The organism is Sporosarcina jiandibaonis (assembly GCF_013184495.1).
Lineage (GTDB): Bacteria > Bacillota > Bacilli > Bacillales_A > Planococcaceae > Sporosarcina > Sporosarcina jiandibaonis.
Map to the genome: position 1 here is coordinate 102,703 of NZ_JAAOIY010000007.1, position 22,243 is coordinate 124,945.

Sequence of the window (22,243 nt, forward strand, 5' to 3'; positions counted from 1 at the left end):
TTATTTAATTATATAACAATTTATTCAGTTTGTCTAAATCCTGAAAATATTCTAAATACAATCTCGGGTTTGGATTTTTATATCAACTGGCTAAAAAAAACACATGTCTTCCAAAATCTATCCCATAGATGAAAGCCCTTTCATTCCCTAAACTAAGATTAAAGATATTAGAAAGGGAGGAACCGATGTGAGAAAAACACGAGAAGCAATTTTGAAACATAAAGCACTTTACTTTATTGCGCTTCCAGGGATATTATTCTTTATTGTTTTTAAATATATTCCAATTATAGGATCCGTTATTGCATTTCAAGAATACAACATTTTTAAAGGATTTTGGGGCAGCCCATGGGTTGGTTGGTCTCAATTTGAAAAGATGTTTCAATACTCCGACTTCCTGCGAATTCTAAAGAATACGATGCTGATCAATTTTTACGATTTGATTTTTGGCTTTACAGCACCAATTCTTTTAGCGCTCATGTTAAATGAGGTACGAAAAGTACTTGCTCAAAGAATTATTCAAACCGTTGTTTATATGCCACATTTTCTTTCATGGGTTATTATTAGTGGGGTTTTTATTGGCTTATTATCTCCTTCTACTGGATTAATCAATACATTATTAAATGCAATTGGAGTAGACTCTGTATATTTCTTGGCTGATGAAAGCTATATTCGGTCCATTATAGTCGGCTCAGGTATGTGGCGAGACACTGGTTGGGGAACGATTATTTATCTTGCTGCCCTTGCTGGGATAAATCCGCAATTATATGAAGCTGCTGAAATTGATGGGGCAAATCGTTGGCAGCAAACATGGAGGATTACTTTACCGACACTCCTTCCGACAATTATGATGCTACTTTTACTACAAATCGGAAACTTCCTAGATTTCGGATTTGAAAGAGTAGATGTTTTTCTAAATCCATTTAATAGAGAAAATGGGGAGATTTTTGATACGTATATTTACAAGGCAGGTTTATTAAATAATCAATATAGCTATACTACCGCGATTGGTATTTTCAAATCTGTAGTAGGGTTAATATTGATCGTTGGAGCAAACTTTGTAAGTCGGAGAACAACCGGTAGTAGTTTATATTAGAAAGGAATGATACGATGGCTATCAAAATAAGTAAAGCACGGAAGGTCTTTCTATTTTCAAATATGACCATTCTAATTATTATCTCAATCGTAATGCTTCTACCTTTTATTCATGTTTTTGCACAGTCATTCAGTAGTGCTAATGCAATTGATCAGGGGCGAGTTAGTTTTCTCCCAGTTGAGTTTACCTTGGATAACTATAGTTTTGTATTCCAAGACGCTAGTATTTGGCGATCCTTCGGGGTTACAATATTTATTACGGTTGTCGGTACAATTATTAACTTAATCGCTACCGCGTCATTAGCATATCCATTATCAAGAAGAGAACTTAAAGGGCGGAAATTCATATTATTAATGGTTCTGTTTACGATGATTTTTTCAGCACCATTAATCCCTACATTTCTAGTTGTACAGTCTCTAGGTTTGCTAGATACAGTTTGGGCATTAATTTTTCCGACAGCAATCAGTGCATTCAATTTATTCGTGATGCGATCTTTCTTTGTGCAAATCCCAGAAGAGCTAATAGAGGCTAGTCGAATTGATGGTATGGGTGAGCTACGAATCTTATTCCAAGTAGTTCTGCCACTATCCAAGCCAGCACTCGCAACACTTGGAATTTTCTATGCTGTTTTTCATTGGAATACCTACTTTAATGCGTTAATGTATATCGAAAACAGAAAGTTGTACCCATTACAAATTAAATTAAGAGAAATGATTGTAGATGAATCCTTTATAACTGATCCTACATCTAACTTCTATACAACGATTATGTCCTCTTCACCTGAGGGAATTAAAATGGCGACAATTATTATTGCAACTGTACCGATTCTATTAATCTACCCATTTCTACAGCGGCATTTTGTAAAAGGATTTATGCTTGGTAGCTTAAAGGATTAAGTATTGAAATATGTCTTTAAGTTTTTCAAAGTTCTAAAAAAAGTACAATGACACCTAAAAACAGACTACATCACTTCGTTTTTTATTGTGCTAATCTAATTATTGTAAGCGCTTACGATATAAAAAAAGGTTAAGGGAGGATCAATTATGAAGAATAGAAAATGGCTAATTATCCTATTTCTAGTAATGCTAACAGCTATCATTGCAGGTTGCACAGACGAAAAGGGCTCCGAGGAAACAAAGGGCGAGAAAGAGAACGAATCTACTACGGATAATTCTTTTTCAATTGCTATGAGGACATTAGGTACACCATATGTTGAGAGTCATCCGGAGATAAATGATGATAAATTTGTAAAAGAGATGGAAAGATTATCAAACACCGATATTCAAATTCGTCTCGTCCCACATAATGAGTATGTTGAAAGAATGACCTTAATGCTCGCGTCCAATGATGTTCCAGATGTACTTCAAGCTAGTGGTGGTGTGCTTGGACCAGAACTTGCTGGTGGTGTGGAGGCTGAAGCTTTCTTACCACTTGATGATTTAATAGCAGAACATGGTCCAAATCTACTTAAAAAAATCCCACAAGAAGCTTGGGATTCTGTAACGTATGACGGAAAAATTTATGCTATTCCAGATTTTCTATCGAATCCTTCGCGCCGAGGTACAGCGATTCGTATGGATTTACTTAAACAAACTGGATTGGATGTGCCGCAAACAGTAGATGAGCATTTAGAAGTGCTTCGAGCATTTAAAGAACTAGGGGTTGAACATCCTTATCAAGGTCGAGAGAAGTTTAAGTATTCCGATACATTCTTCGGTGCATTTGATGCATTTCCATATCAATATGAACTGTATGAGGGCCAGGTAGTCCCTAAGTTCATGGCAGGGGATAAGATAAAAGATGCCCTTACGTTTTACAATACATTGTATAAAGAGGGACTTCTATCACAGGAGTTTTTAACAACCCAACAGCCTGAATATCGAAGCAACATTATAGCTGGTAAGGTTGGCATTTGGTCCATGAACGCCGAAGAGGTTAATTCATGGGAACAGGAAATTAAGAATAATGTACCGGAGGCAGAGATTGCAATTATCCCTTCCCCGACAGGTCCAGATGGAAAGGGCGGACATTATTGGTATGGAAGTACTACGCGCTCATTCGTCATTAATGCTGAAACAAAAGTCGATCCTGCAGTTATCATTAAATTCTTTGACTGGCAATTAACAGAAGAAGCGGAAAGATTCTTTACGTACGGCATTGAGGATGACACTTATACCCTAAACGAAGATGGAACAGTAAATTACGAAGTACCAGAAGATACAAATCTCCTAAATGCACAGCATTATTTAAACAGATGGTTATGGATGGTTAAAGATTCTACGTATACGCAGGGAATCTTGGAATTAACTGAAGAGGGCCAGGAGTTGCTTCGCGTCTTTGATGAAGTTTTAATAAATGAAGGCCGTGATAGTATTCAGTTTACACCACCTCTAGAAGTATATAGTAGTCATCCAGAAATAAGCCCAGGAAGTGATACACCGTCGGATATTTGGATGACTGGAGCCGCAAAAATCATCCTAGGTCAAGAACCAATTGACCATCATGATAAAGTCATTGAAGAATGGTTAAATAAAGGCGGTACTCAAGCTATTGAAGAAGCTACGGAACGCTATAATAACGAGGATGGGGTCCAGTTACCAAGAACAAATTGGTGATGTAGTTTCAGGAATAGTCAGTTATCCCCACTTAGAGATTTTACGCACTTCTAATCTTATAGGTGGGGATGATACTGTAAAATCATGGATTTAAAGTAGAAGTAACTAAAGGAGGATTTTTTATTCAATGAATAAAACATTAATTAAGTTATATCAACCAAAGAATGGTGTTCTGAATGTACCTTATCAACCAGATGAAAAAACTGCTATTATTGAAAATCCACCACGATTCACTTGGATGCCAGCCAAACTAGAAGATGATGTTTATATAGTAGAAATCTCAACACACCCTGAATTTAAACATGAAAACACATTATCTTATAAACCTGTTTACAACAACTTATTTACACCTAACGAGGTGTTAGAGCCAGGAAAATATTACTGGCGTTACGCGTTGCTTGATAGTCAAAATCATGACACAATCATCAGCAGCTGGAGTGAGATTCGTCCATTTACTATTTCAGTGGGCTTACCAGAAACACCATTACTCGATCGAAAGACACGCTATGAAAATGTTAGCTTAGCCAGACCACGTCTTTGGTTAACAGAAAAGGAATTACCTTCATTTCGTGATCGACTAAAAAATGATGCCTCATACTGTCATTGGGATGCCTTTTATGAAAATTCGGTGGAAAAATATTTATCCCTTCCCTTAATGGAAGAACCTGCACCCTACCCTCGTCATATTCGAGTTGCTAAGTTATGGCGACAAATGTATTTGGATTGCCAGGAAGTACTTTATGCAATCCGTCATTTAAGTGTTGCTGGGGTTATTTTGAATGATAAGAAAATTATTGAGAAAGCAAAGGAATGGCTTCTCCATGTAAGTACATGGGATCCTAATGGGACAACCTCACGAGACTATAACGATGAGGCTGCATTTCGTATTGCAGGAGCACTTGCATGGGGGTATGACTGGCTTTACTCCTATCTATCTGACGAGGAAAAGGGGCTTGTGAAAGAACAACTTTTCATTCGTACCAAGCAAGTTGCAGTACATGTCATGGAACATTCAAAAATTCATCAGGTTCCATATGATAGTCATGCTGTCCGCTCATTATCATCTGTACTTATTCCATGTAGTATTGCATTATTTGAGGATAGCCCAGAAGCAAAAGAATGGCTTGATTATACATTGGAATACTATAGTGGCCTATATACTCCTTGGGGTGGAGCGGATGGTGGCTGGGCAGAGGGACCACATTATTGGTTAACAGGAATGTCCTATATTATTGATGCGATTAACTTAGTTCGTAAATTTAATGGCTATAATTTATACGACCGTCCATTTTTCCACAGGACTGGAGATTTCCCTTTATATGTGTATCCACCAAATACAAGCAGAGCAAGCTTTGGTGACCATGCAAATTTAGGAGAATTACCAGGCCTCAAGGTTGGCTATAATATTCGCCAATTTGCCGGTGTTACGGGAAATGGCTATTACCAGTGGTATTATGAACAAACAAAAAAATACGATACAAATCCATATGATAAATTTTACAATAAGGGTTGGTGGGATTTTTATTTTGATGACATGATGTATGTTCATGATTTTCCTACCGTTGAAGCAATTGAACCAAAAGATATCCCGACTGTTAAATGGTTTAAAGATGTTGGTTGGGTAGCTATGCATGCAAATTTGGATAATCCGGATGACCACATCATGTATTTAACGAAAAGTAGTCGCTACGGTTCAATCAGTCATAGTCATGGCGATCAAAATGCCTTCTTACTTCATGCGTTTGGAGATCCACTTGCAATCCATAGCGGCTATTATATTGCGTTTAATAGTACGATGCATAATAACTGGCGAAGACAAACGATTTCTAAGAATGCGATTTTGATCGACGGAATGGGTCAATATGCGGAAAAGGATAAGTTTCATGCGATAGCGGCAAGTGGCCAGATTAAGAAGGTAGAAGAACATGATAGTCATGCATATGTTTGTGCCGATGCAACTAAAGCGTATCAGCATTATGTTCCATACTTAACTAGTTATATACGAGAAACTTACTTTGTTGATCAATCCTATTTCGTTATCATTGATTCTATTAGTCTAGAGCAAGAAGCTGAAATTGACTGGCTTATCCATAGCTTAAATGAAATGGAACTTAAGCGGCAATCGTTCGTAATTAATGGGGAAAATGCCTCATTAGATGGACGCTTCATTTTCTCGTCAAGTGGTGAGCTAAACCTGACCCAATATAACGATTTTCCAGGAGTAGATTTAGCCGAATTAGAAGGGGATTCTGTTCATTGGCGTTTACAAGCAAAAACGCAAGCAGCAAAGCATCATCAAATTGTAACGCTATTACATCCAATGAAGAAACAAGAGCCAAAATATGTCTCTTATTCGATGGACGATCAAGGGTATTCCAGGCAGTTTTACTTTACAGAGGATGGTAAAACATTCCGAATTGAGAAGGAGAAGGTATTTTAGAAACTTGCGCTATTAAACATTTAACAATACTCATAGCTAATATAAATAGAGGTGGAATATGAAAATAAAAACTATATTTTCCATTGCCCTTAGTATGTTAATTGTCTTGAGTAGTGCCTTTCCATTTCAAAATGAGTTTATCCATGCAGAAGAAACACCATTTAACTATCCAATTATCAATGTAGAAGCGAGTTCACATGATGGTAATCTGCCAGAAAATACAATTGATAATAACTTATCAACTAGATGGTCTGCACAGGGTGTAGGTGAATGGATTCTGTATGATTTAGGCACTATTCAGGAAGTAGGGTATCTAGGAATAGCTTTTCATAATGGCGATATTCGGACAACAACAGTTGATTTAGAGTTGTCTGTCGATGGCGAGACATGGACTAAAGTTACTGACCAACAGGAAAGCAGCGGTAGCTCTTTAAATTTAGAAGCATATGATTTTGAAAATCAGAATGCTCGTTATATACGGATAGTTGGCTACGGAAATTCAAGTAATGATTGGAATAGTATAACTGAAGTTCATATCTATGCACCATTTGCAGGAGGTCCAATTGTTGAAGAAATAGAAATAGTACCCCCTGGACCAAAGCCTGATGCTGATCCATTCACTATACCAGGGCTTTATTATCCAGATGGAATAAAGTATGTTCCGCACGAACCGAACCAAGTTACAGGTAGAACGCTAGATGTTACCGATTTTGGTGCGGATGTTCGTAATAATGAACAGGATGATACTCCTGCAATTATTGCCGCAATCGAGGAAGCAGAATTTGGTGATGAGGTTTATTTTCCAGATGGTATTTATAATTTAATAAGTACGATGCCAGAGGACTTTACAGCACATTTTTATCTGAAAAGTGGTGTCAATCTTCGTGGTAACAGTGAAAAGGATGTAGTGCTCGTATCTTACTTTGACTCAAAGGAAGTTCCGAGTAGTAGAGTGATTGCTTCCTATGGAAAACATGAAGTGGTCATATCAAATATGACAATCACTTCAACATTTGATGGCGCCTATTCAGAAAACCCAGGAGAAAATAATCCTGAACATGGTGGACCTGGATATGGAATATTTATCGCCGATTCCATTGGACAGCCGTCCTATCACATTACGATAAATCATGTAACAGTTGAAAAGTTCAAACGAATGGGTATCCGAATTGAGAAAAGTAACAGAAATATTATCGAAAATACGACATTTAGAAATGCCACAGATGTTGGTGGTGGCGGCGCTGGATATGGAGTATCCATCCAGGGTGTGCCAGGTATTGATAGACTTGGTCATCCAAATGATACCTACTTTAATATTGTTCGAAATAGTCAATTTGTTGGTCCGTATATTAGACATGGCACATTAATTCAGTACTTTGCTCATAATAATTTACTTGATGGTAATAAATATACGGATATTATCCATGATGCAATTGATTTACACGGTCAAGGCGAATACTTAAATGAAATTAGCAATAACAAAATTGATGGCGTCATACGCGGTGGTATTGGTGTTGGAAATACTGGTGGAACTCCGCCAAACTCTCATTCTTCATCTGGACCGGGGAATTATATTCACCATAACACATTGTCGGATACACGCGATGGAATCACTGTTATTATGGGATCCCCTGATACCATTATTGAGAGTAATACAATTATCAACACAAGAGGACCTGAAAATGCTAAAGGGATTTATTTAAAGAATGCTCCACGCACGATTGTAAAGGAAAACAAGATTATCAATAATAAGGCACCTGGATTTTGGGGAATTGTTGTTGCCGAGGATTTCGGTGATACAAGAAATGGGAATAAAGGTGCCGGAATTCCTCAAGACATCGTTATCGAAAATAATAAGATTGTTAATAATACAAATGGGATGAAGTTAGAAGCAGGAAATGGGTTAATTATCCAAAATAATTTGGTTAATAATAATCAGCAAGAAGACTTTATCGACCTTATTTCTAAGGAAGAGAACGATGAAGATGAGGTTGATTATACAATTTATTCCCTCAATCCAACGGATGACGCATTAATTGATATTGAACGACCTGACAGCAATTACGGAGTTATTAATCAAGAGCTAATTGATGCAGGAACAGCAGATCGAAACTACTATAAGTATTTTAATATTAAAAGCAATGCAGACAAGTCAAAAGGTAGAATCGCCTACTATCAATTCGATATTGCTGACTACGAGGATATCGGCCAAGCAACATTCCAGCTAACCGGAAAAATAGGGAGCAACACGACGTCTGTAGCACTTGCAGTCTATGGACTTACTAACAATGATTGGAATGAAGAAACACTAACTTGGCGTAATGCACCAAATGTTGCTTCAGATACCGTAGAGGTAACCGGAATAAATGAAACTGCATTTTATCTAGGAACCATAACAGTAGACCAAGCTGAAAATAGTATTTATAGTATCGATGTTAGTTCCTTTATTGAAGAAGGAAATAATGAGAATGTTAGTTTAATGGTAGTTGATATCGAAGGACAAAATGGAAACGTTAATTTATATTCTCGAGATGAAACGAATAATACAAATTGGCCAGAACTGGTTATTGGCGTAGTAGAGGATTGAGTTAAATACCGCTAACCTACTAGGTTGGCGGTATTTTCTGATTCTGTGTATTCTAATTAGGAGCTAGAATGGGGGACGCGATGAGAAAGATGATTTGGTATTTTACAGATATGTCGAGTCAGCTTAGGGAGGTCACGATAAATCTACCATTATTTGATTGTAAACGTCACTTCAATTCCACTTATGTCTCCTTTAAAACACGCATCAGAAATTTTACAGTTTCTTCCTAATATCAGTCCGGACATCAGCTATGACACCACAATCTATTAAATTCTACTAGCGCAGCCTCCCTGCATAATTGATGTTCCATAAAAGAGAACCCTCTTATCCGACAAATGATGAGTCGGGGCATCGATGACCACATCAGGCTCCATGCCAATCTGCAATCCTCTATCCCCTGAAATCCGATACTCGGTGCTATGGAAGTGAATTTTAAAAAAAGGAAACCAGCAGTGGTTTCTAATCGAGATTATGGAGACCAGGAATCAAACAGGAAGACATTCAATCTATTTGGGAAGACTTTAAAGCAGATAGAGCCCGAACTAAACAATATTCATCATTCGGTCATAGAACATTGTTATACTGATTATGCATTATAAAACCAATTCATGAACTCGAGGGAGGAACTCTAAATGAAAAAGTTATTATCACGACGCGCAACAGAGGAAGACACGGAGAATTACGACAATGAATCGGCCACCAATACACCACGCTGGGTGAAGGTGTCTGTTATTACCGCATTCGTCCTAGTCCTACTGGTTGTCATCGTAATGTTTGCTAGCGGCGGTAAACACGGTCCTGGCCGCCATTTCCCGTCATCCAGCGACATAGAAAAAGTAGCGAAACAGCCGTGGTCATGAAACCCGGCCTACGCAAGTTCGCGCTTACTGCACATATCACTTCCTCGGTCGGTTGGCTTGGCTCGGTCGTTGGTTTCCTAGCTCTTGTCGTCGCCGCTCTCGCTAGCCAGGATGCCAAGACGGTGAATGCTGCTTGGATTGCGATGGAGTTGATTGGCTGGTACGCCATCGTTCCGTTGGCCCTCGTTTCTCTACTAACCGGACTTGTTATGTCTTTGGGTACCAAATGGGGCTTGTTAAGGCACTATTGGGTCATTTTCAAACTCGTGCTAACCATTCTATCTACCGCCGTCTTGCTACTGAACATGCAGACAGTGAGCATTCTAGCAGATGTAGCAAAAGAGACGGGAAGTGTCGATCTCGGTGGCTTGTGGAGCGAACTCCTACATGCTGGTGTTGGTCTACTAATTTTGCTCGTAATCACAATACTATCGGTATACAAGCCGCGGGGCACGACCCATTACGGGCGGCGTAAGCAACACAGTTGATAGAAAATCAATATCAGTTTCTTTTTTACATCAGCCAGTTGTATTAGTTCATGTAGGCTTTATAAATTCACTTGAATAGTTAAATTAAGAGAAGTAAGAATCTATTAGGGAGTCTCCTTTTTTAAATTTTAAAACGCCTCCTAAGGGAAAAATACCACTGATTTCCAGAATAACTGGAGATGAGTCCATGAATAGAAAATACGAAGAAAGTAGCGAAGGTGGTTTAATATCATAAATTCTTGCAGCCTTGATAAATCAATGCTATGCTTTGTTAACGCCTAAACAAAGTGAGCGATGAATATGATTCACCCTATTATTTCCACGAAACTTTATAATTTAAAATCCCAAACCCTAGACTGAAACCAGTCTAGGGTTTTTGTTGCCTAGGGGAAAGATTTCTATTGGAGGTGTAAATTCATGAGTCAAAAACCGATTGCAAACGCTCCGCTTATCGCTGTGTGGATCAGTCTGATAAGCAATATCGTATTAACCATTCTGAAGATTGTCGTAGGTACAATTTTTCATAGTCCGGTTCTTCTCGCGGACGGTTATCATAATGCGGGGGACGTTGTAGCAAGCGCTGCAGCTTTAACTTCCATGCGTATTTCTAAGCGACCGGCAGATGAGGATCATCCTTATGGACATGGTAAAGCAGAAGTAATAAGTTCTGCCATTGTGGCAATCATTCTAGGATTGGCCGCAATTTATATAGCTTATGAATCTATTTCAGCTTTTTTTAATGAACCAGAAAAAGCGAGCATGATCGCCTTTGTAACTGCTGTAGTTTCTCTTGTCTGGAAGCAAGTTTTATACTTGTACACGATTCGAATTGGAAAAAAAGCCAATAGCAAAGGATTAATCGCAACAGCGTATGACCATCTTGCGGATGTGTATGCATCACTTGCGGCCGTATTGGGGATTGGACTAGCACTCATTGGAGACTTTTATCATTTTAAAATCCTAGCGTACGGAGATCCTATTGCAGGTATAATTGTCACAGTTCTAGTTTTCAAGCTTGCTTATGAAATTGGAAAAGAAGCGTTAGACACGCTTATGGAGAAAAGCGTGAGTCCGGAAAGATTGAATGATTTCACTGCCTTAATCAACTCGATTCCTGAAGTGAAACGGATAGACCGCCTGCGGGCCAGGGAGCATGGCCATTATGTCTTAGTGGATCTGCGCGTAGGTGTTCATGGCGAATTGACTGTACAAGAAGGCCATGACATCATCCGAAAAATAAAGAGAGTAATAAAAGAAAATAATCATGATGTGGATGAGGTTCTAATTCACTTAAATCCTTGGTATGATGATGAGAAATGATATTCTAATGCAGGCATTCTATAATAATAATTACAAAAACGATTTCATCTTAGGGTGGAGTCGTTTTTACTATCCTCATTTTTCTTCATTTTACAAATAAAAACATGATACTTTAGTGAGGGTTGACTATTCAAAAAAATACTATAATAATTAGTAGAGGGACTATTGTGTCTATTCAGAAATCTAATATACTAAAACATTCCTATGAAAATAGTTTTAGCTACAAGAGGAGGGAGTATTATGCCGCAATCAGTTCTAAAGAATCCAAAACTGCTTGTTTCTGAAGCTGCTTCCGGATTACTGCGCAGGGACCGTCTTATGACATTACTAGAGTCGGGTGTCGACAAACATTTATCTATTGTCCGTGCTCCTGCCGGATATGGAAAGACGACACTTCTTAGTCAATGGTCAGTGCGATTTATTGGCCAAACCGCATGGATTTCCTTGAATCACTCTGACAATGATCCAATTCGATTTTGGGAAAACATAGCGAAAGCGATCGGCCAGTCATTGCAAACTGATTTATATGAACGACTTCTCCCATTGTTAACCACACAACCAAGACTCCCAGTTAAACTATTTGTCGACCTAATTAGCACTGAAATTAACAAAAGCAACACAAGGGTTCAACTTATCCTCGATGATTATCAAGTCATTACGCAATCGATCATTCATCGCTCGATTGCACGATTAATAGAACATCGTCAGAAGAACTTCCGACTGATTATCGGGAGTCAAAGTCATTTGCCGCTCCCGATAATCAGATGGAAAGCAGATTCAATTGTTCAAGAAATCACGATTGATCAACTAAAGTTTACGTATAAGGAAACGGTACAATTTTTAAAAGAAAGTTCCATGCCAATTTTGGATTTAAATACCGTCCATGAAATTTTCAAGAAAACAGAAGGATGTCCAATGAGCATCAAATTAGTTACGAAAGTAACTGAAAATAAACAGTTAGAAGAAGTGATGAGTGAAGGCAGCAGTGGCAATAATTCGTATGTATCCGATTATTTATTTCATGAATTAATTACTGGTTTATCGTTGCAAGAAAAGAGTTTTTTATTGAAAACGTCTATATTAAAGGTACTTGCACCCGAAGTCTGCAAAGCGTTAACTGACGAAATAGATGTAGATACTATTCTTTCATCTTTGGAAAAAAGAGGGTACTTTATTTATGTAATGGATGAGGAGAGAAAGGATTTTCAGTATCACAACATGTTTCGCGATTTCTTAAACAAGGAATTGCGTCAACGCTATTCCAAAGAAGAAGTATCACGGTTGTTTTCAAAAGCCGCGGAAGAACTTTATAAACTAGGTGATTTTCTTAACGCCATTGAATTATCCATGCGAGGAAATATTTTTGTCGATGCAATGAAATGGATTGAAATCCATGCGCTTGATATTTTCAAACTTGGTTATACAGAAACTCTTAAAGGTTGGATTGACTTATTATTAAAAGAGCAGCAAGAACTAAGCATTGAAATGACAACATTATTTGCATTGGCTCATGCGATGTTACAAGATTTTGGTCGTACATTTCACATCATTGAACAATTGGAAAAGCGGCATGAAATAGATCATTGGATGGATAACGAAGAATACAACAACGAAGCCGCAGATTTTCTAGCAATTAAAGCTTATGCTTTGCTAGTTGATCAAAATAGTATGAACACCTCACTGCGGTTAATGTTGAAGCAATCAAAGCGGGAGGCGAAGGATTCTAACTTCAATAAAATATCGATTCGATACAATGTATGGAACCTGACACTATTGCATACAAAGATTGGCGGTAAAGGGAAACTTAACTGTGAAGAAATAGAAAGCTTCTTGAATAATCATCAAACAAAGGACTATAAACGATTAATTGTGACGGGATATTATCTGGGGGTGTACGCTGAAAAGTTGGTGGAATGGAATCGAAGCGAAGAGGCCTTGCTTGTCATAAAAGAGGCAATCAAAATTGGGAGAAGTTTTCGAGATTCTGGTCTGGTGATTCCGATGTTTGTATTAAAGTGTCGGATTGAAATCACTAAACAAGATTATGCAGAAGCACAGCACTATTTGGAAAAAGCGAAATCTTATGCACTAAACAAAGATGAACCTCACTGGGTGGATTTACTTCTATTAATGGAAGCAACAATCTTTATTCAACAGGATAAACTTGCAATAGCAGAAGAAAAACTCGCCGCAGCAAAAGCAAATGAATACATTGGTGGCATCGAAAACGAATTTTGGTGGTTTGTCCATGTTCGATTACTTATTAAAAAGAAAGACTTTGAAACAGGATTACAATTGGTCGAACAATTAAAAGCTCGTGCGTATGAAGAAGAACAAATCTCTTTAATAATAGAATCTTCTTTATTGGAAGCGACACTTCATAAGTTGAACGGAAATAATAGACAAGCGCTCGATATGCTAAATGAAGCCTTGAAATTCGGGAATCGTTATGGATATATAAGAATGTTCCTAAATGAGAGCGAAATCTATCCTTTGATGGAAAGGTATATCGAACTAAGAAGAGAGCGTCATATTCCATCCTGGAGTTCGATTCCCTTGGATTACGTTGAACGTATAATGAATATTTCCAAAGAAGAACAGTCTGCATCCGGATTGGTCGTTGAAAAGAAAAATCCGCTCCATGGGCTGACACCTCGAGAACTTGAAGTTTTGAAATTATTAACAACAGGCTTGTCGAACCGGAAAATTGCTGACGAGTTGTTTTTATCGCCTGGAACAGTTCGTATCTACTTATCCAATATTTATGCAAAACTACAAGTGAAATCCAGAACGCAGGCCGTAATTATTGCAAATGCACTATCGTTAGAACAGCATTGAAATAAAATCATTGTCAGAAGTTGAGCCTAAACGTTTTCAATTAATAGGTAAACAAACGAGCAATTCCACATGAATATGGAATTGCTCGTTTTATTACTTAATAACAGCTAAATCTATCTATATTATCCAAGTCAATCCCCATGTATACCCATCTTCTTTGTCTGCTGCGCCATCTCCAACCCGCTACTGATCTTCGACCGACAAAAACCGGTAAGAACCAGAATCCTTGCCTTCTTGAAAGCCAGATGAAAGTGAAGCGGTATAAGCAGCCTCTAATTGCACCGGGATCTACGGCGAATAGTTGCGTACTAGGATAGGTTGGCGTAGTACTAGGTGGTGCAGATCTAGGAGGTTGGGATCCTCCTTGCTGTCCTGGTGGAAAATCAGGTCTTCCTTGTCCTGGCGGGAATCCAGGACCTCCTTGCCCCGGCGGAAATCCGGGAATACCTTGCCCTGGTGGAAATCCGGGTCTTCCTTGCCCTGGTGAAAATCCAGACATTCCTTGCCAAGATGGATATCCAGGCATTTCGTATCCATAACCTCCTTGCCCCATTGAGTATCCGGGCATCCCATATTCGGGCGAAAATCCAGATCTTCCTGGTTCATACATATCTTGATCGTCATATCCATCGGGTAATCGCGGATACCATTGTTCTGCATCAAAATCTTCTGATCCTCTGTTTACCATTACAATTCTCTCCTTCCAAGCGATTCTACCTAGTGTATGCAACAATATTAGACAGCGATTGGACTTTTTTGTTTTTAAAACTTTATCGGTTTTCGACTGTCTAATGGACAGAAACGCGGAAGAGCACTAGGACGACAAAGGTCCCGACTCGCAAGCAAAATCTATTAAGTGCAAGCAGATGGTCATCTAGTGCAAGGAAACCACCCCCGACTGCAAGAAAATTAACACCGCAGACAACCCAACAATCTACCCCCGAAAACGCTTCACCACGCTGACACAGCGCACTGTTAGCACAGACTAAACTTTCGCAATAATCATTTTAAAAGCATTTTCATCGTGTAAGATGGAAGTAGAACTTAAATTGGGGGGAGTTAATATGGGAAAAGCATCTGAAAAAATCATGAGGTACCGGGGAAGCGAATTGAATACGAAAGGTTGGCAACAAGAAGCTGCACTTCGCATGTTAATGAATAATTTAGACGAAGAAGTGGCGGAGCATCCGGATGAGCTAGTCGTTTACGGGGGGATTGGAAAAGCGGCGCGAAACTGGGAGTCGTTTGACGCGATTGTTCGTTCACTTAAAGAACTTGAAAATGATGAAACTTTGCTCGTGCAATCCGGAAAACCGGTCGCGATTTTCAAATCGCATACAGACGCACCGAAAGTATTGATCGCAAACTCGAATCTCGTCCCCGCGTATGCGAATTGGGAAACGTTCCACGAACTCGATAAAAAAGGGTTGATGATGTACGGGCAAATGACCGCGGGTAGCTGGATCTATATCGGATCACAAGGAATTGTCCAGGGAACATATGAAACGTTCGCTGAACTCGCGAAACAACATTTCGGTGAGTCGTTAAAAGGAACGATTACATTAACAGCAGGCCTCGGCGGCATGGGCGGGGCGCAACCACTCGCGGTAACGATGGCTGGCGGGGTTTGTATCGGCATAGAAGTTGATGAAACACGTATCGACCGCCGTATCGAAACGCGCTACACGGACGTGAAAACCGATTCATTAGATGAAGCAATTCGATTAGCGGAAGAAGCTAAAGTGAAAGGGGAAGCGTTGTCGATTGGCCTATTAGGAAATGCATCGGATATTTTACCAGAAATGATCGCTCGTGGGTTTATTCCAGACGTGCTCACAGATCAGACATCGGCTCATGATCCATTAAATGGCTATATTCCTTCCGGCATGTCGCTTGAAGAAGCAGCAAAACTTCGGCAAGAGAATCCAGAAGAATATGTAAAGAAATCAAAAGCTTCAATGGCGAGCCATGTTGAATCGATGCTCGCGATGATGGACCTGGGTGCAATTACATTTGACTACGGCAATAACATCCGCCAAGTCGCAAAAGATGAGGGCGTCACACGTGCATTCGATTTTCCGGGATTCGTTCCCGCTTATATTCGCCCGCAGTTTTGTGAAGGTAAAGGACCATTTCGTTGGGTCGCGTTATCGGGTGATCCGGAAGACATTTACAAAACAGATGAAGTGATTTTACGCGAGTTTAGTGTAAACAGACATTTATGCAACTGGATTCGCATGGCTCAGGAGAAAATCGAGTTCCAAGGACTGCCTTCAAGAATTTGCTGGCTGGGGTACGGAGAACGTGCTCGATTCGGAAAAATTATTAATGACATGGTCGCTTCGGGCGAATTAAGTGCACCGATTGTCATCGGACGCGATCATCTTGACTCGGGTTCAGTCGCATCTCCGAACCGCGAAACGGAATCGATGAAAGACGGCTCGGACGCAGTTGCCGATTGGCCGATTTTAAATGCAATGATCAATGCAGTCGGCGGCGCGACTTGGGTTTCAGTTCATCACGGCGGCGGGGTCGGCATGGGGTATTCCATTCATGCGGGAATGGTCATCGTTGCAGATGGAACGATAGAAGCGGAAGCCCGAATCGAACGCGTATTGACGACTGACCCAGGTATGGGAATCGTTCGTCATGTTGACGCGGGTTATAATCTCGCAGAAAAAACAGCACGCGAGAAGGGCGTCAACATTCCGATGATGGCTAAAGGAGTTGAACAAAAATGAAATCAATCGTTTGGATAAAACACGCGTCACAACTCGCAACACTCGCACAAAACTCAGAAGGCCCGCGAATTAAAGAAGCGATGAATGAATTATCGATTATCGAAGACGGCAGCGTTTGGATAGAAGACGGGGTAATAAAAGCAGTCGGAACAACGACTGAACTTGAAAGAAAATTCAATGACCGCGCGCATGAAGCCGAAATTACAGACGCATCTGGCCATCTTGTCACACCGGGACTCGTCGACCCGCATACGCATGTCGCTTACGGTGGAAGCCGCGAACGTGAATTCGAAATGCGTCTCGAAGGCGCAACGTATATGGATATCATGAATGCAGGCGGCGGAATCCACGCGACGACTCGAATGACGCGAGAAGCGTCGGAAGATGAGTTAGTCGAGCAATCGAAAAAACGACTAGACTCATTTTTACAACACGGTGTAACGACGGTTGAAGGAAAAAGCGGTTACGGACTCGATTTGGAAAATGAACTGAAGCAACTTCGTGTGATGAAACGGCTTCAAGATGAACACCCGATAGATCTCGTTCCTACATTTATGGGGGCGCACGCTGTTCCGACAGATTATAAAGGTCGCGAAGAAGAATTTGTCGAGCTCATTATCGACGAAATGCTTCCAGCCGTTGCCGATGAAAAACTAGCTGTCTTCAATGACGTCTTTTGTGAAGTCGGCGTGTTTACCCCTGAACAGTCGGAACGTATTTTAGAAGCTGGAAAAATGTACGGCTTAATACCAAAAATTCATGCGGATGAAATCGAACCATATGGCGGCGCAGAATTAGCTGCGAAAGTAGGCGCGATTTCAGCAGAGCATTTATTGAAAGCGTCCGATGATGGTATTACGGCAATGGCGGATGCCGGAACAATCGCTTGTTTATTGCCAGCAACGGCTTTATTCCTACGGGAAGAGGCGGCCAAGGGGCGTAAAATGATTGACGAAGGGGTACCCGTCGCGATTTCAACAGACTGTAATCCCGGTTCTTCCCCGACAACATCGATGCCGCTCGTCATGAATTTAGCGTGCATTTCAATGAGACTAACACCTGCCGAAGCTTTGACGGCGGCAACCTATAATGCGGCATGCGCGATTCAAATGGAGAATAAGACCGGCTCGCTTGAAGTTGGAAAACAAGGCGATGTCGTGCTTTGGGATATTTCAAATTACCAAGAGTTGCAATATTTATTCGGAGTCAATCATGTGAAAACCGTCTGGAAAAAAGGCGTAAAAGTAGTTGGCTGATGAAATTAGAATAAAGGGTGGGTTTTCATGATTACATTAACAGGGTCAACACTAACTCTTGAGCAATTAAAAGCAATTTTATATAAAAGATCAGTTGTTTCATTAGACGAAAAAGCGATTGAACGCGTCAATAAAAGCCGACTCGCTGTCGAGAAAATAGTGCGAGAAGATCGAACTGTTTACGGCATTAATACGGGTTTCGGAAAATTTAGCGATGTCAGCATTGATGAAAAAGATACGAAAGCGTTACAACTTCATCTCATTCGATCGCATGCTTGCGGAGTTGGAGATGCATTCCCGGAAATCGTATCACGCGCCATGGTCGTTCTACGGCTTAATGCCTTATTGAAAGGTTTTTCGGGAATACGTGCAGAGGTGTTGGAACGATTCGCATACATGTTGAACCATCAAATCCATCCCGTCATTCCGCAACAAGGTTCTCTGGGCGCGTCCGGTGATTTAGCGCCGCTCGCTCATTTGGCACTCGTACTACTTGGAGAAGGCTTCGTTTGGCAAGGAATGGAGCATGTTCCAGCCGCTGATATATGGAAAAGGCATGGACTAGAACCAATCGTGCTTGAAGCGAAAGAAGGGCTCGCGCTCATTAACGGAACCCAAGCGATGACAGCCCAAGGCGTTATTAATTATTTAGAGGCGGAATCACTCGCCGTTGATAGTGAATGGATTGCTGCGATGACAATGGAAGCACTTCACGGGATAACAGATGCCTTCCATCCAGCCATCCACGAAGCGCGAGGGTATCCTGAACAAGTTGATGTCGCAAAAAGAATGCTAGATTTATTGGACGGCAGCAAAATGACGACATTCCAAGGTGAAAAACGTGTGCAAGACGCTTACTCGATTCGATGTATTCCGCAAGTGCACGGAGCAAGTTGGCAAGTGTTGAATTACGTGAAAGAAAAACTGGAAATCGAAATGAATGCGGCGACGGATAATCCGCTTATTTTCAATGACGGTGATACAGTCGTATCAGGCGGAAATTTCCACGGGCAACCAATTGCTTTCGCGATGGACTTTCTGAAAATCGGCATGGCGGAACTCGCGAATATTTCCGAGCGCCGAATTGAACGACTTGTCAATCCGCAACTCAATGAAGGATTGCCGCCATTTCTTAGCCCGGAACCGGGTTTACAATCCGGAGCCATGATTTTACAATATTCCGCGGCAAGCCTGGTTTCGGAAAATAAAACACTCGCTCATCCAGCGTCTGTGGATTCAATTCCTTCATCTGGAAATCAAGAAGACCACGTTTCGATGGGGACAATCGGTGCAAGACACGCACAGTCGATAATCAAAAACACTAGAAATGTTCTAGCTATAGAGGCACTCTGCGCATTAACCAGTTGTGCGATTCGCGGGAAAGAATTAATGGCATCCAAAACACGTATACAGTTTGAAAAATTACTAACCGTCGTTGACCCCATTAACGAAGATCGTATTTTCACACCGGATATCTTAGCGATTGAACAATTACTAAAGAAGAATCCTATGGATTAATATAAGGAACTGAGACCAATTACCAGGTTTCAGTTCCTTTTTTGAATCCAAATCGATCCTCGCTCGTATCTATATTTGGAGGGAAAGTAATATGTCAAAATGGACGCTTTATAAACTACTAACTATTTTAGGATTTTCATTCGTCATTATTTTAACGAATCTATTTGAAGAGAAAATCAGTGCATTCTTTTCATTCGTAAACTCTTTTATTGAGCCGAGCATTCTTGTTATATTCTTCACAGTGATATTAATTGTATGGGGATTTTCATCCTTATTACTATTACAAGAGAAAAAGGGCAGGCCGCTATTTGTACATAAGATATGGAGAATCATGCCGGCTATCATCGGGGTAATCCTATTCATTTCATTCATCGTATTCATAATCCTAGGTGTCACCATACTTTCGCAGATAACCCCAAAAATGCACTGGGTTTTAGATTTATCAATTATTTACTTTTTAGTTTTAATCTATTTGTTCGTATTGTCTATCATGCTTAGATATGGGATAGTGGAAACAAACAAAAGGACAATTATCACTTCTGCACATATTACAGTGCTCGTTCTTCTAGCAATACTATTCATGATTCCACAGTTATAGAAGGACACTTAATAACTTCCATCATATAGTGAGATTAGTTGATTGTAGTGGAGGGCGGCGACTCCAGCGGGAATAGAGGGCAAAGACGGAAAGAGAAAGTTCACTCTTTCTTTATCAACCGAAGGCCCCGCAAGAGCGAAGCGATGAGGAGACTGAGGTGATGCCCGTGGAACGCGTCCGCCTGGAACGGAAATCAACGGGCTAAATTAAAAACGAACATATGAATAATGGATTGTTTAAGTAGCATTCTCGTGTAATGGGGCGTATTATTACCGATTCCGCGTTTAGTAGTCTACTATTATAGTATTGATCACAGTCGAACCGAACACTTTCGATTACTGGAGGAATGACAATTGACTACAGAAGAAAAACCACATATTTTAATCGTTGACGGCATGGCCTTATTATTCCGCTCCTTTTTTGCGACATCCGCAATGGGGCATTTTTTTCCGAATGCGGAGGGCATTCCAACAAATGGCGTCCAGGGATTCGCACGCCATTCAATGACGGCAATGTCCCTATTCAACCCGACCCATATGGCAGTTTGTTGGGATATGGGCTCGCACACATTCCGAAATGACTTGTACGACGGTTATAAAGCGAATCGACCGGCGCCGCCCGAAGAACTTGTTCCGCAGTTCGATATGGCTCGAAGCGTTTCAGAACTAATCGGATGGAAAAGTTACGGCGAACCCGGTATGGAGGCCGACGATTTAATTGGCTCTATGGTGACCAATTGGGACGGCAAAGCCGACATAACAATTGTTTCTGGTGACAGAGATCTCCTGCAATTATTGCGTCCCGGCGTTAAAGTAGCCCTAATAAAAAGAGGATATAGCGAATACGACATCTACACAGACGAACGGTTCATCGAAGAATACGGCATAACGCCGTTTCAATACATCGATAAAAAAGCATTCACCGGTGACGCAGCTGACGGATACCCGGGCGTCAAAGGAATTGGACCAAAAACAGCATTGGCGTTAATTAAACAATATGGCTCCATTGAAGGCGTTCTAGATGCTCTAGACGAATTAACTCCAGCACGAAGAAAACGAATCGAAGAAGGCATGGAGATGCTTCACTTATCCAGAAAGCTCGCTGAAATTCATTGCGACTTAAAAGTATCAGACGAAATCGAAGACCTAACACTTCCAGTATATGATGTAGAAAAGAGAAGCCTATTTGAAAAAGAAGGCTATACAATGATCATGCGACATGCGGATTCATTATTTTCATGAAGATATAATTAGTAGCTACTATTCACTTTTGGAATGAATAGTGGCTACTTTTTAATTTGTATAAACGTCAAAATGGACTTATTTTTCTCATAAGATATCTTTCGTAATTGACTAGCCCGATTTCTACCGCCATTATCATGCACGATGAGAAATAGGTCATCACCACTTTTCTCATATCCAACAACAGGAACCCAATGATAATCGAAAGCAAATTTGCCGCGCCATCTGAATGTAAACCATTTATCAAACTTGGCGGCTACAGGACGGCCATTATCAATTTCATGAATGACCTCATCAATTGTACATTTTTCAACAGTCCACTCATTTCCAAGAAGCTTCTTCATATTGCGGATGAAACGCCAAGTAAATAATCCGATTTTTGTACTGCCCAGCAATCGGTACAGTTCATTTACTGCATGCATATTATGAGGAAAATGATACCCTAGAATCACATGAGCGGTCACCGGTCCACATGCAGATGGACGAAAACGTTTATCAATATCTTGTTCAAATTGTGATTTGCCAATTACATCGAGTACCGTTTTCATATCGAAACGCCCTTTCTTTACAGTCCTAATTAGTTATATTCAGTGTACAATCCAATTTCGATTCTGGATAATAAATTGAATCCTTCGAACCCCATCAAAT

At 40.3% G+C, this 22,243-nt stretch carries 15 protein-coding genes; 13 read left to right on the top strand and 2 right to left on the bottom strand.

Annotated features, from left to right (window positions below; all coding sequences use genetic code 11):
- Positions 1-187: 187 nt before the first annotated feature.
- From G8782_RS16055 to G8782_RS16090, 8 genes are all read left to right on the top strand, one after another.
- Positions 188-1,093, top strand: coding sequence for an ABC transporter permease (locus G8782_RS16055; RefSeq protein ID WP_343035083.1), 906 nt, complete (start codon positions 188-190; stop codon positions 1,091-1,093).
- A gap of 14 nt (positions 1,094-1,107) precedes the next feature.
- Positions 1,108-1,989: a carbohydrate ABC transporter permease gene (locus tag G8782_RS16060; protein ID WP_172373047.1), complete on the top strand. Its 882-nt coding sequence runs from the start codon at positions 1,108-1,110 to the stop codon at positions 1,987-1,989.
- 147 nt (positions 1,990-2,136) lie between these two features.
- Entirely contained in the window at positions 2,137-3,708 is a 1,572-nt protein-coding gene (locus G8782_RS16065) for an extracellular solute-binding protein (protein ID WP_172373049.1), read from the top strand.
- A gap of 127 nt (positions 3,709-3,835) precedes the next feature.
- Positions 3,836-6,148, top strand: a complete 2,313-nt coding sequence (locus G8782_RS16070; RefSeq protein WP_172373051.1) for a DUF4962 domain-containing protein — start codon at positions 3,836-3,838, stop codon at positions 6,146-6,148.
- 106 nt (positions 6,149-6,254) lie between these two features.
- The gene (locus G8782_RS16075; RefSeq protein WP_172373053.1) at positions 6,255-8,735 is read left to right on the top strand and encodes a DNRLRE domain-containing protein; all 2,481 of its coding nucleotides are present in this window, start codon (positions 6,255-6,257) and stop codon (positions 8,733-8,735) included.
- Between the two features lie 632 nt (positions 8,736-9,367).
- Entirely contained in the window at positions 9,368-9,595 is a 228-nt protein-coding gene (locus G8782_RS16080) for a hypothetical protein (protein ID WP_172372901.1), read from the top strand.
- A 905-nt stretch (positions 9,596-10,500) separates the two neighbouring features.
- Positions 10,501-11,403 carry a cation diffusion facilitator family transporter gene (locus G8782_RS16085; protein ID WP_172373055.1) on the top strand — a complete coding sequence of 301 codons (903 nt, stop codon included), beginning with the start codon at positions 10,501-10,503 and terminating at the stop codon, positions 11,401-11,403.
- 240 nt (positions 11,404-11,643) lie between these two features.
- The gene (locus G8782_RS16090; protein ID WP_172373057.1) at positions 11,644-14,241 is read left to right on the top strand and encodes a winged helix-turn-helix domain-containing protein; all 2,598 of its coding nucleotides are present in this window, start codon (positions 11,644-11,646) and stop codon (positions 14,239-14,241) included.
- Positions 14,242-14,338: 97 nt separating this feature from the next.
- Here the strand turns inward: G8782_RS16090 and G8782_RS16095 are convergent, their stop codons facing one another.
- Positions 14,339-14,929 carry a hypothetical protein gene (locus G8782_RS16095; protein ID WP_343035084.1) on the bottom strand — a complete coding sequence of 197 codons (591 nt, stop codon included), beginning with the start codon at positions 14,927-14,929 and terminating at the stop codon, positions 14,339-14,341.
- 376 nt (positions 14,930-15,305) lie between these two features.
- Here G8782_RS16095 and hutU point away from each other — a divergent pair, with 376 nt between their 5' ends.
- The 5 genes from hutU to G8782_RS16120 all read left to right on the top strand — a co-directional run bounded on the left by hutU (position 15,306) and on the right by G8782_RS16120 (position 21,595).
- On the top strand, positions 15,306-16,982 hold the full coding sequence (gene hutU, locus G8782_RS16100; protein WP_172373059.1) for a urocanate hydratase: 1,677 nt from the start codon (positions 15,306-15,308) through the stop codon (positions 16,980-16,982).
- Positions 16,979-18,238 carry an imidazolonepropionase gene (hutI, locus tag G8782_RS16105; protein WP_172373061.1) on the top strand — a complete coding sequence of 420 codons (1,260 nt, stop codon included), beginning with the start codon at positions 16,979-16,981 and terminating at the stop codon, positions 18,236-18,238. The genes hutU and hutI overlap by 4 nt, the downstream gene beginning before the upstream one ends.
- Before the next feature lie 27 nt (positions 18,239-18,265).
- Positions 18,266-19,756: a histidine ammonia-lyase gene (gene hutH, locus G8782_RS16110; RefSeq protein WP_172373063.1), complete on the top strand. Its 1,491-nt coding sequence runs from the start codon at positions 18,266-18,268 to the stop codon at positions 19,754-19,756.
- 91 nt (positions 19,757-19,847) lie between these two features.
- Positions 19,848-20,354, top strand: coding sequence for a hypothetical protein (locus G8782_RS16115; RefSeq protein ID WP_172373065.1), 507 nt, complete (start codon positions 19,848-19,850; stop codon positions 20,352-20,354).
- Positions 20,355-20,707: 353 nt separating this feature from the next.
- Positions 20,708-21,595: a 5'-3' exonuclease gene (locus G8782_RS16120; protein WP_172373067.1), complete on the top strand. Its 888-nt coding sequence runs from the start codon at positions 20,708-20,710 to the stop codon at positions 21,593-21,595.
- A 44-nt stretch (positions 21,596-21,639) separates the two neighbouring features.
- On the opposite strand, the gene G8782_RS16125 is transcribed toward G8782_RS16120, so the two are convergent.
- The gene (locus G8782_RS16125; RefSeq protein WP_172373069.1) at positions 21,640-22,143 is read right to left on the bottom strand and encodes a C39 family peptidase; all 504 of its coding nucleotides are present in this window, start codon (positions 22,141-22,143) and stop codon (positions 21,640-21,642) included.
- Positions 22,144-22,243: the final 100 nt, after the last annotated feature.

Excerpts from the sequence above, each read along its gene's own strand:
- hutH (WP_172373063.1), top strand. The coding sequence starts at position 18,266 with ATGATTACATTAACAGGGTCAACACTAACTCTTGAGCAATTAAAAGCA.
- hutI (WP_172373061.1), top strand. The coding sequence starts at position 16,979 with ATGAAATCAATCGTTTGGATAAAACACGCGTCACAACTCGCAACACTC.
- G8782_RS16070 (WP_172373051.1), top strand. The coding sequence starts at position 3,836 with ATGAATAAAACATTAATTAAGTTATATCAACCAAAGAATGGTGTTCTG.
- hutU (WP_172373059.1), top strand. The coding sequence starts at position 15,306 with ATGGGAAAAGCATCTGAAAAAATCATGAGGTACCGGGGAAGCGAATTG.
- G8782_RS16085 (WP_172373055.1), top strand. The coding sequence starts at position 10,501 with ATGAGTCAAAAACCGATTGCAAACGCTCCGCTTATCGCTGTGTGGATC.
- G8782_RS16080 (WP_172372901.1), top strand. The coding sequence starts at position 9,368 with ATGAAAAAGTTATTATCACGACGCGCAACAGAGGAAGACACGGAGAAT.
- G8782_RS16060 (WP_172373047.1), top strand. The coding sequence starts at position 1,108 with ATGGCTATCAAAATAAGTAAAGCACGGAAGGTCTTTCTATTTTCAAAT.
- G8782_RS16095 (WP_343035084.1), bottom strand. The coding sequence starts at position 14,929 with ATGGTAAACAGAGGATCAGAAGATTTTGATGCAGAACAATGGTATCCG.
- G8782_RS16065 (WP_172373049.1), top strand. The coding sequence starts at position 2,137 with ATGAAGAATAGAAAATGGCTAATTATCCTATTTCTAGTAATGCTAACA.
- G8782_RS16115 (WP_172373065.1), top strand. The coding sequence starts at position 19,848 with ATGTCAAAATGGACGCTTTATAAACTACTAACTATTTTAGGATTTTCA.
- G8782_RS16125 (WP_172373069.1), bottom strand. The coding sequence starts at position 22,143 with ATGAAAACGGTACTCGATGTAATTGGCAAATCACAATTTGAACAAGAT.
- G8782_RS16090 (WP_172373057.1), top strand. The coding sequence starts at position 11,644 with ATGCCGCAATCAGTTCTAAAGAATCCAAAACTGCTTGTTTCTGAAGCT.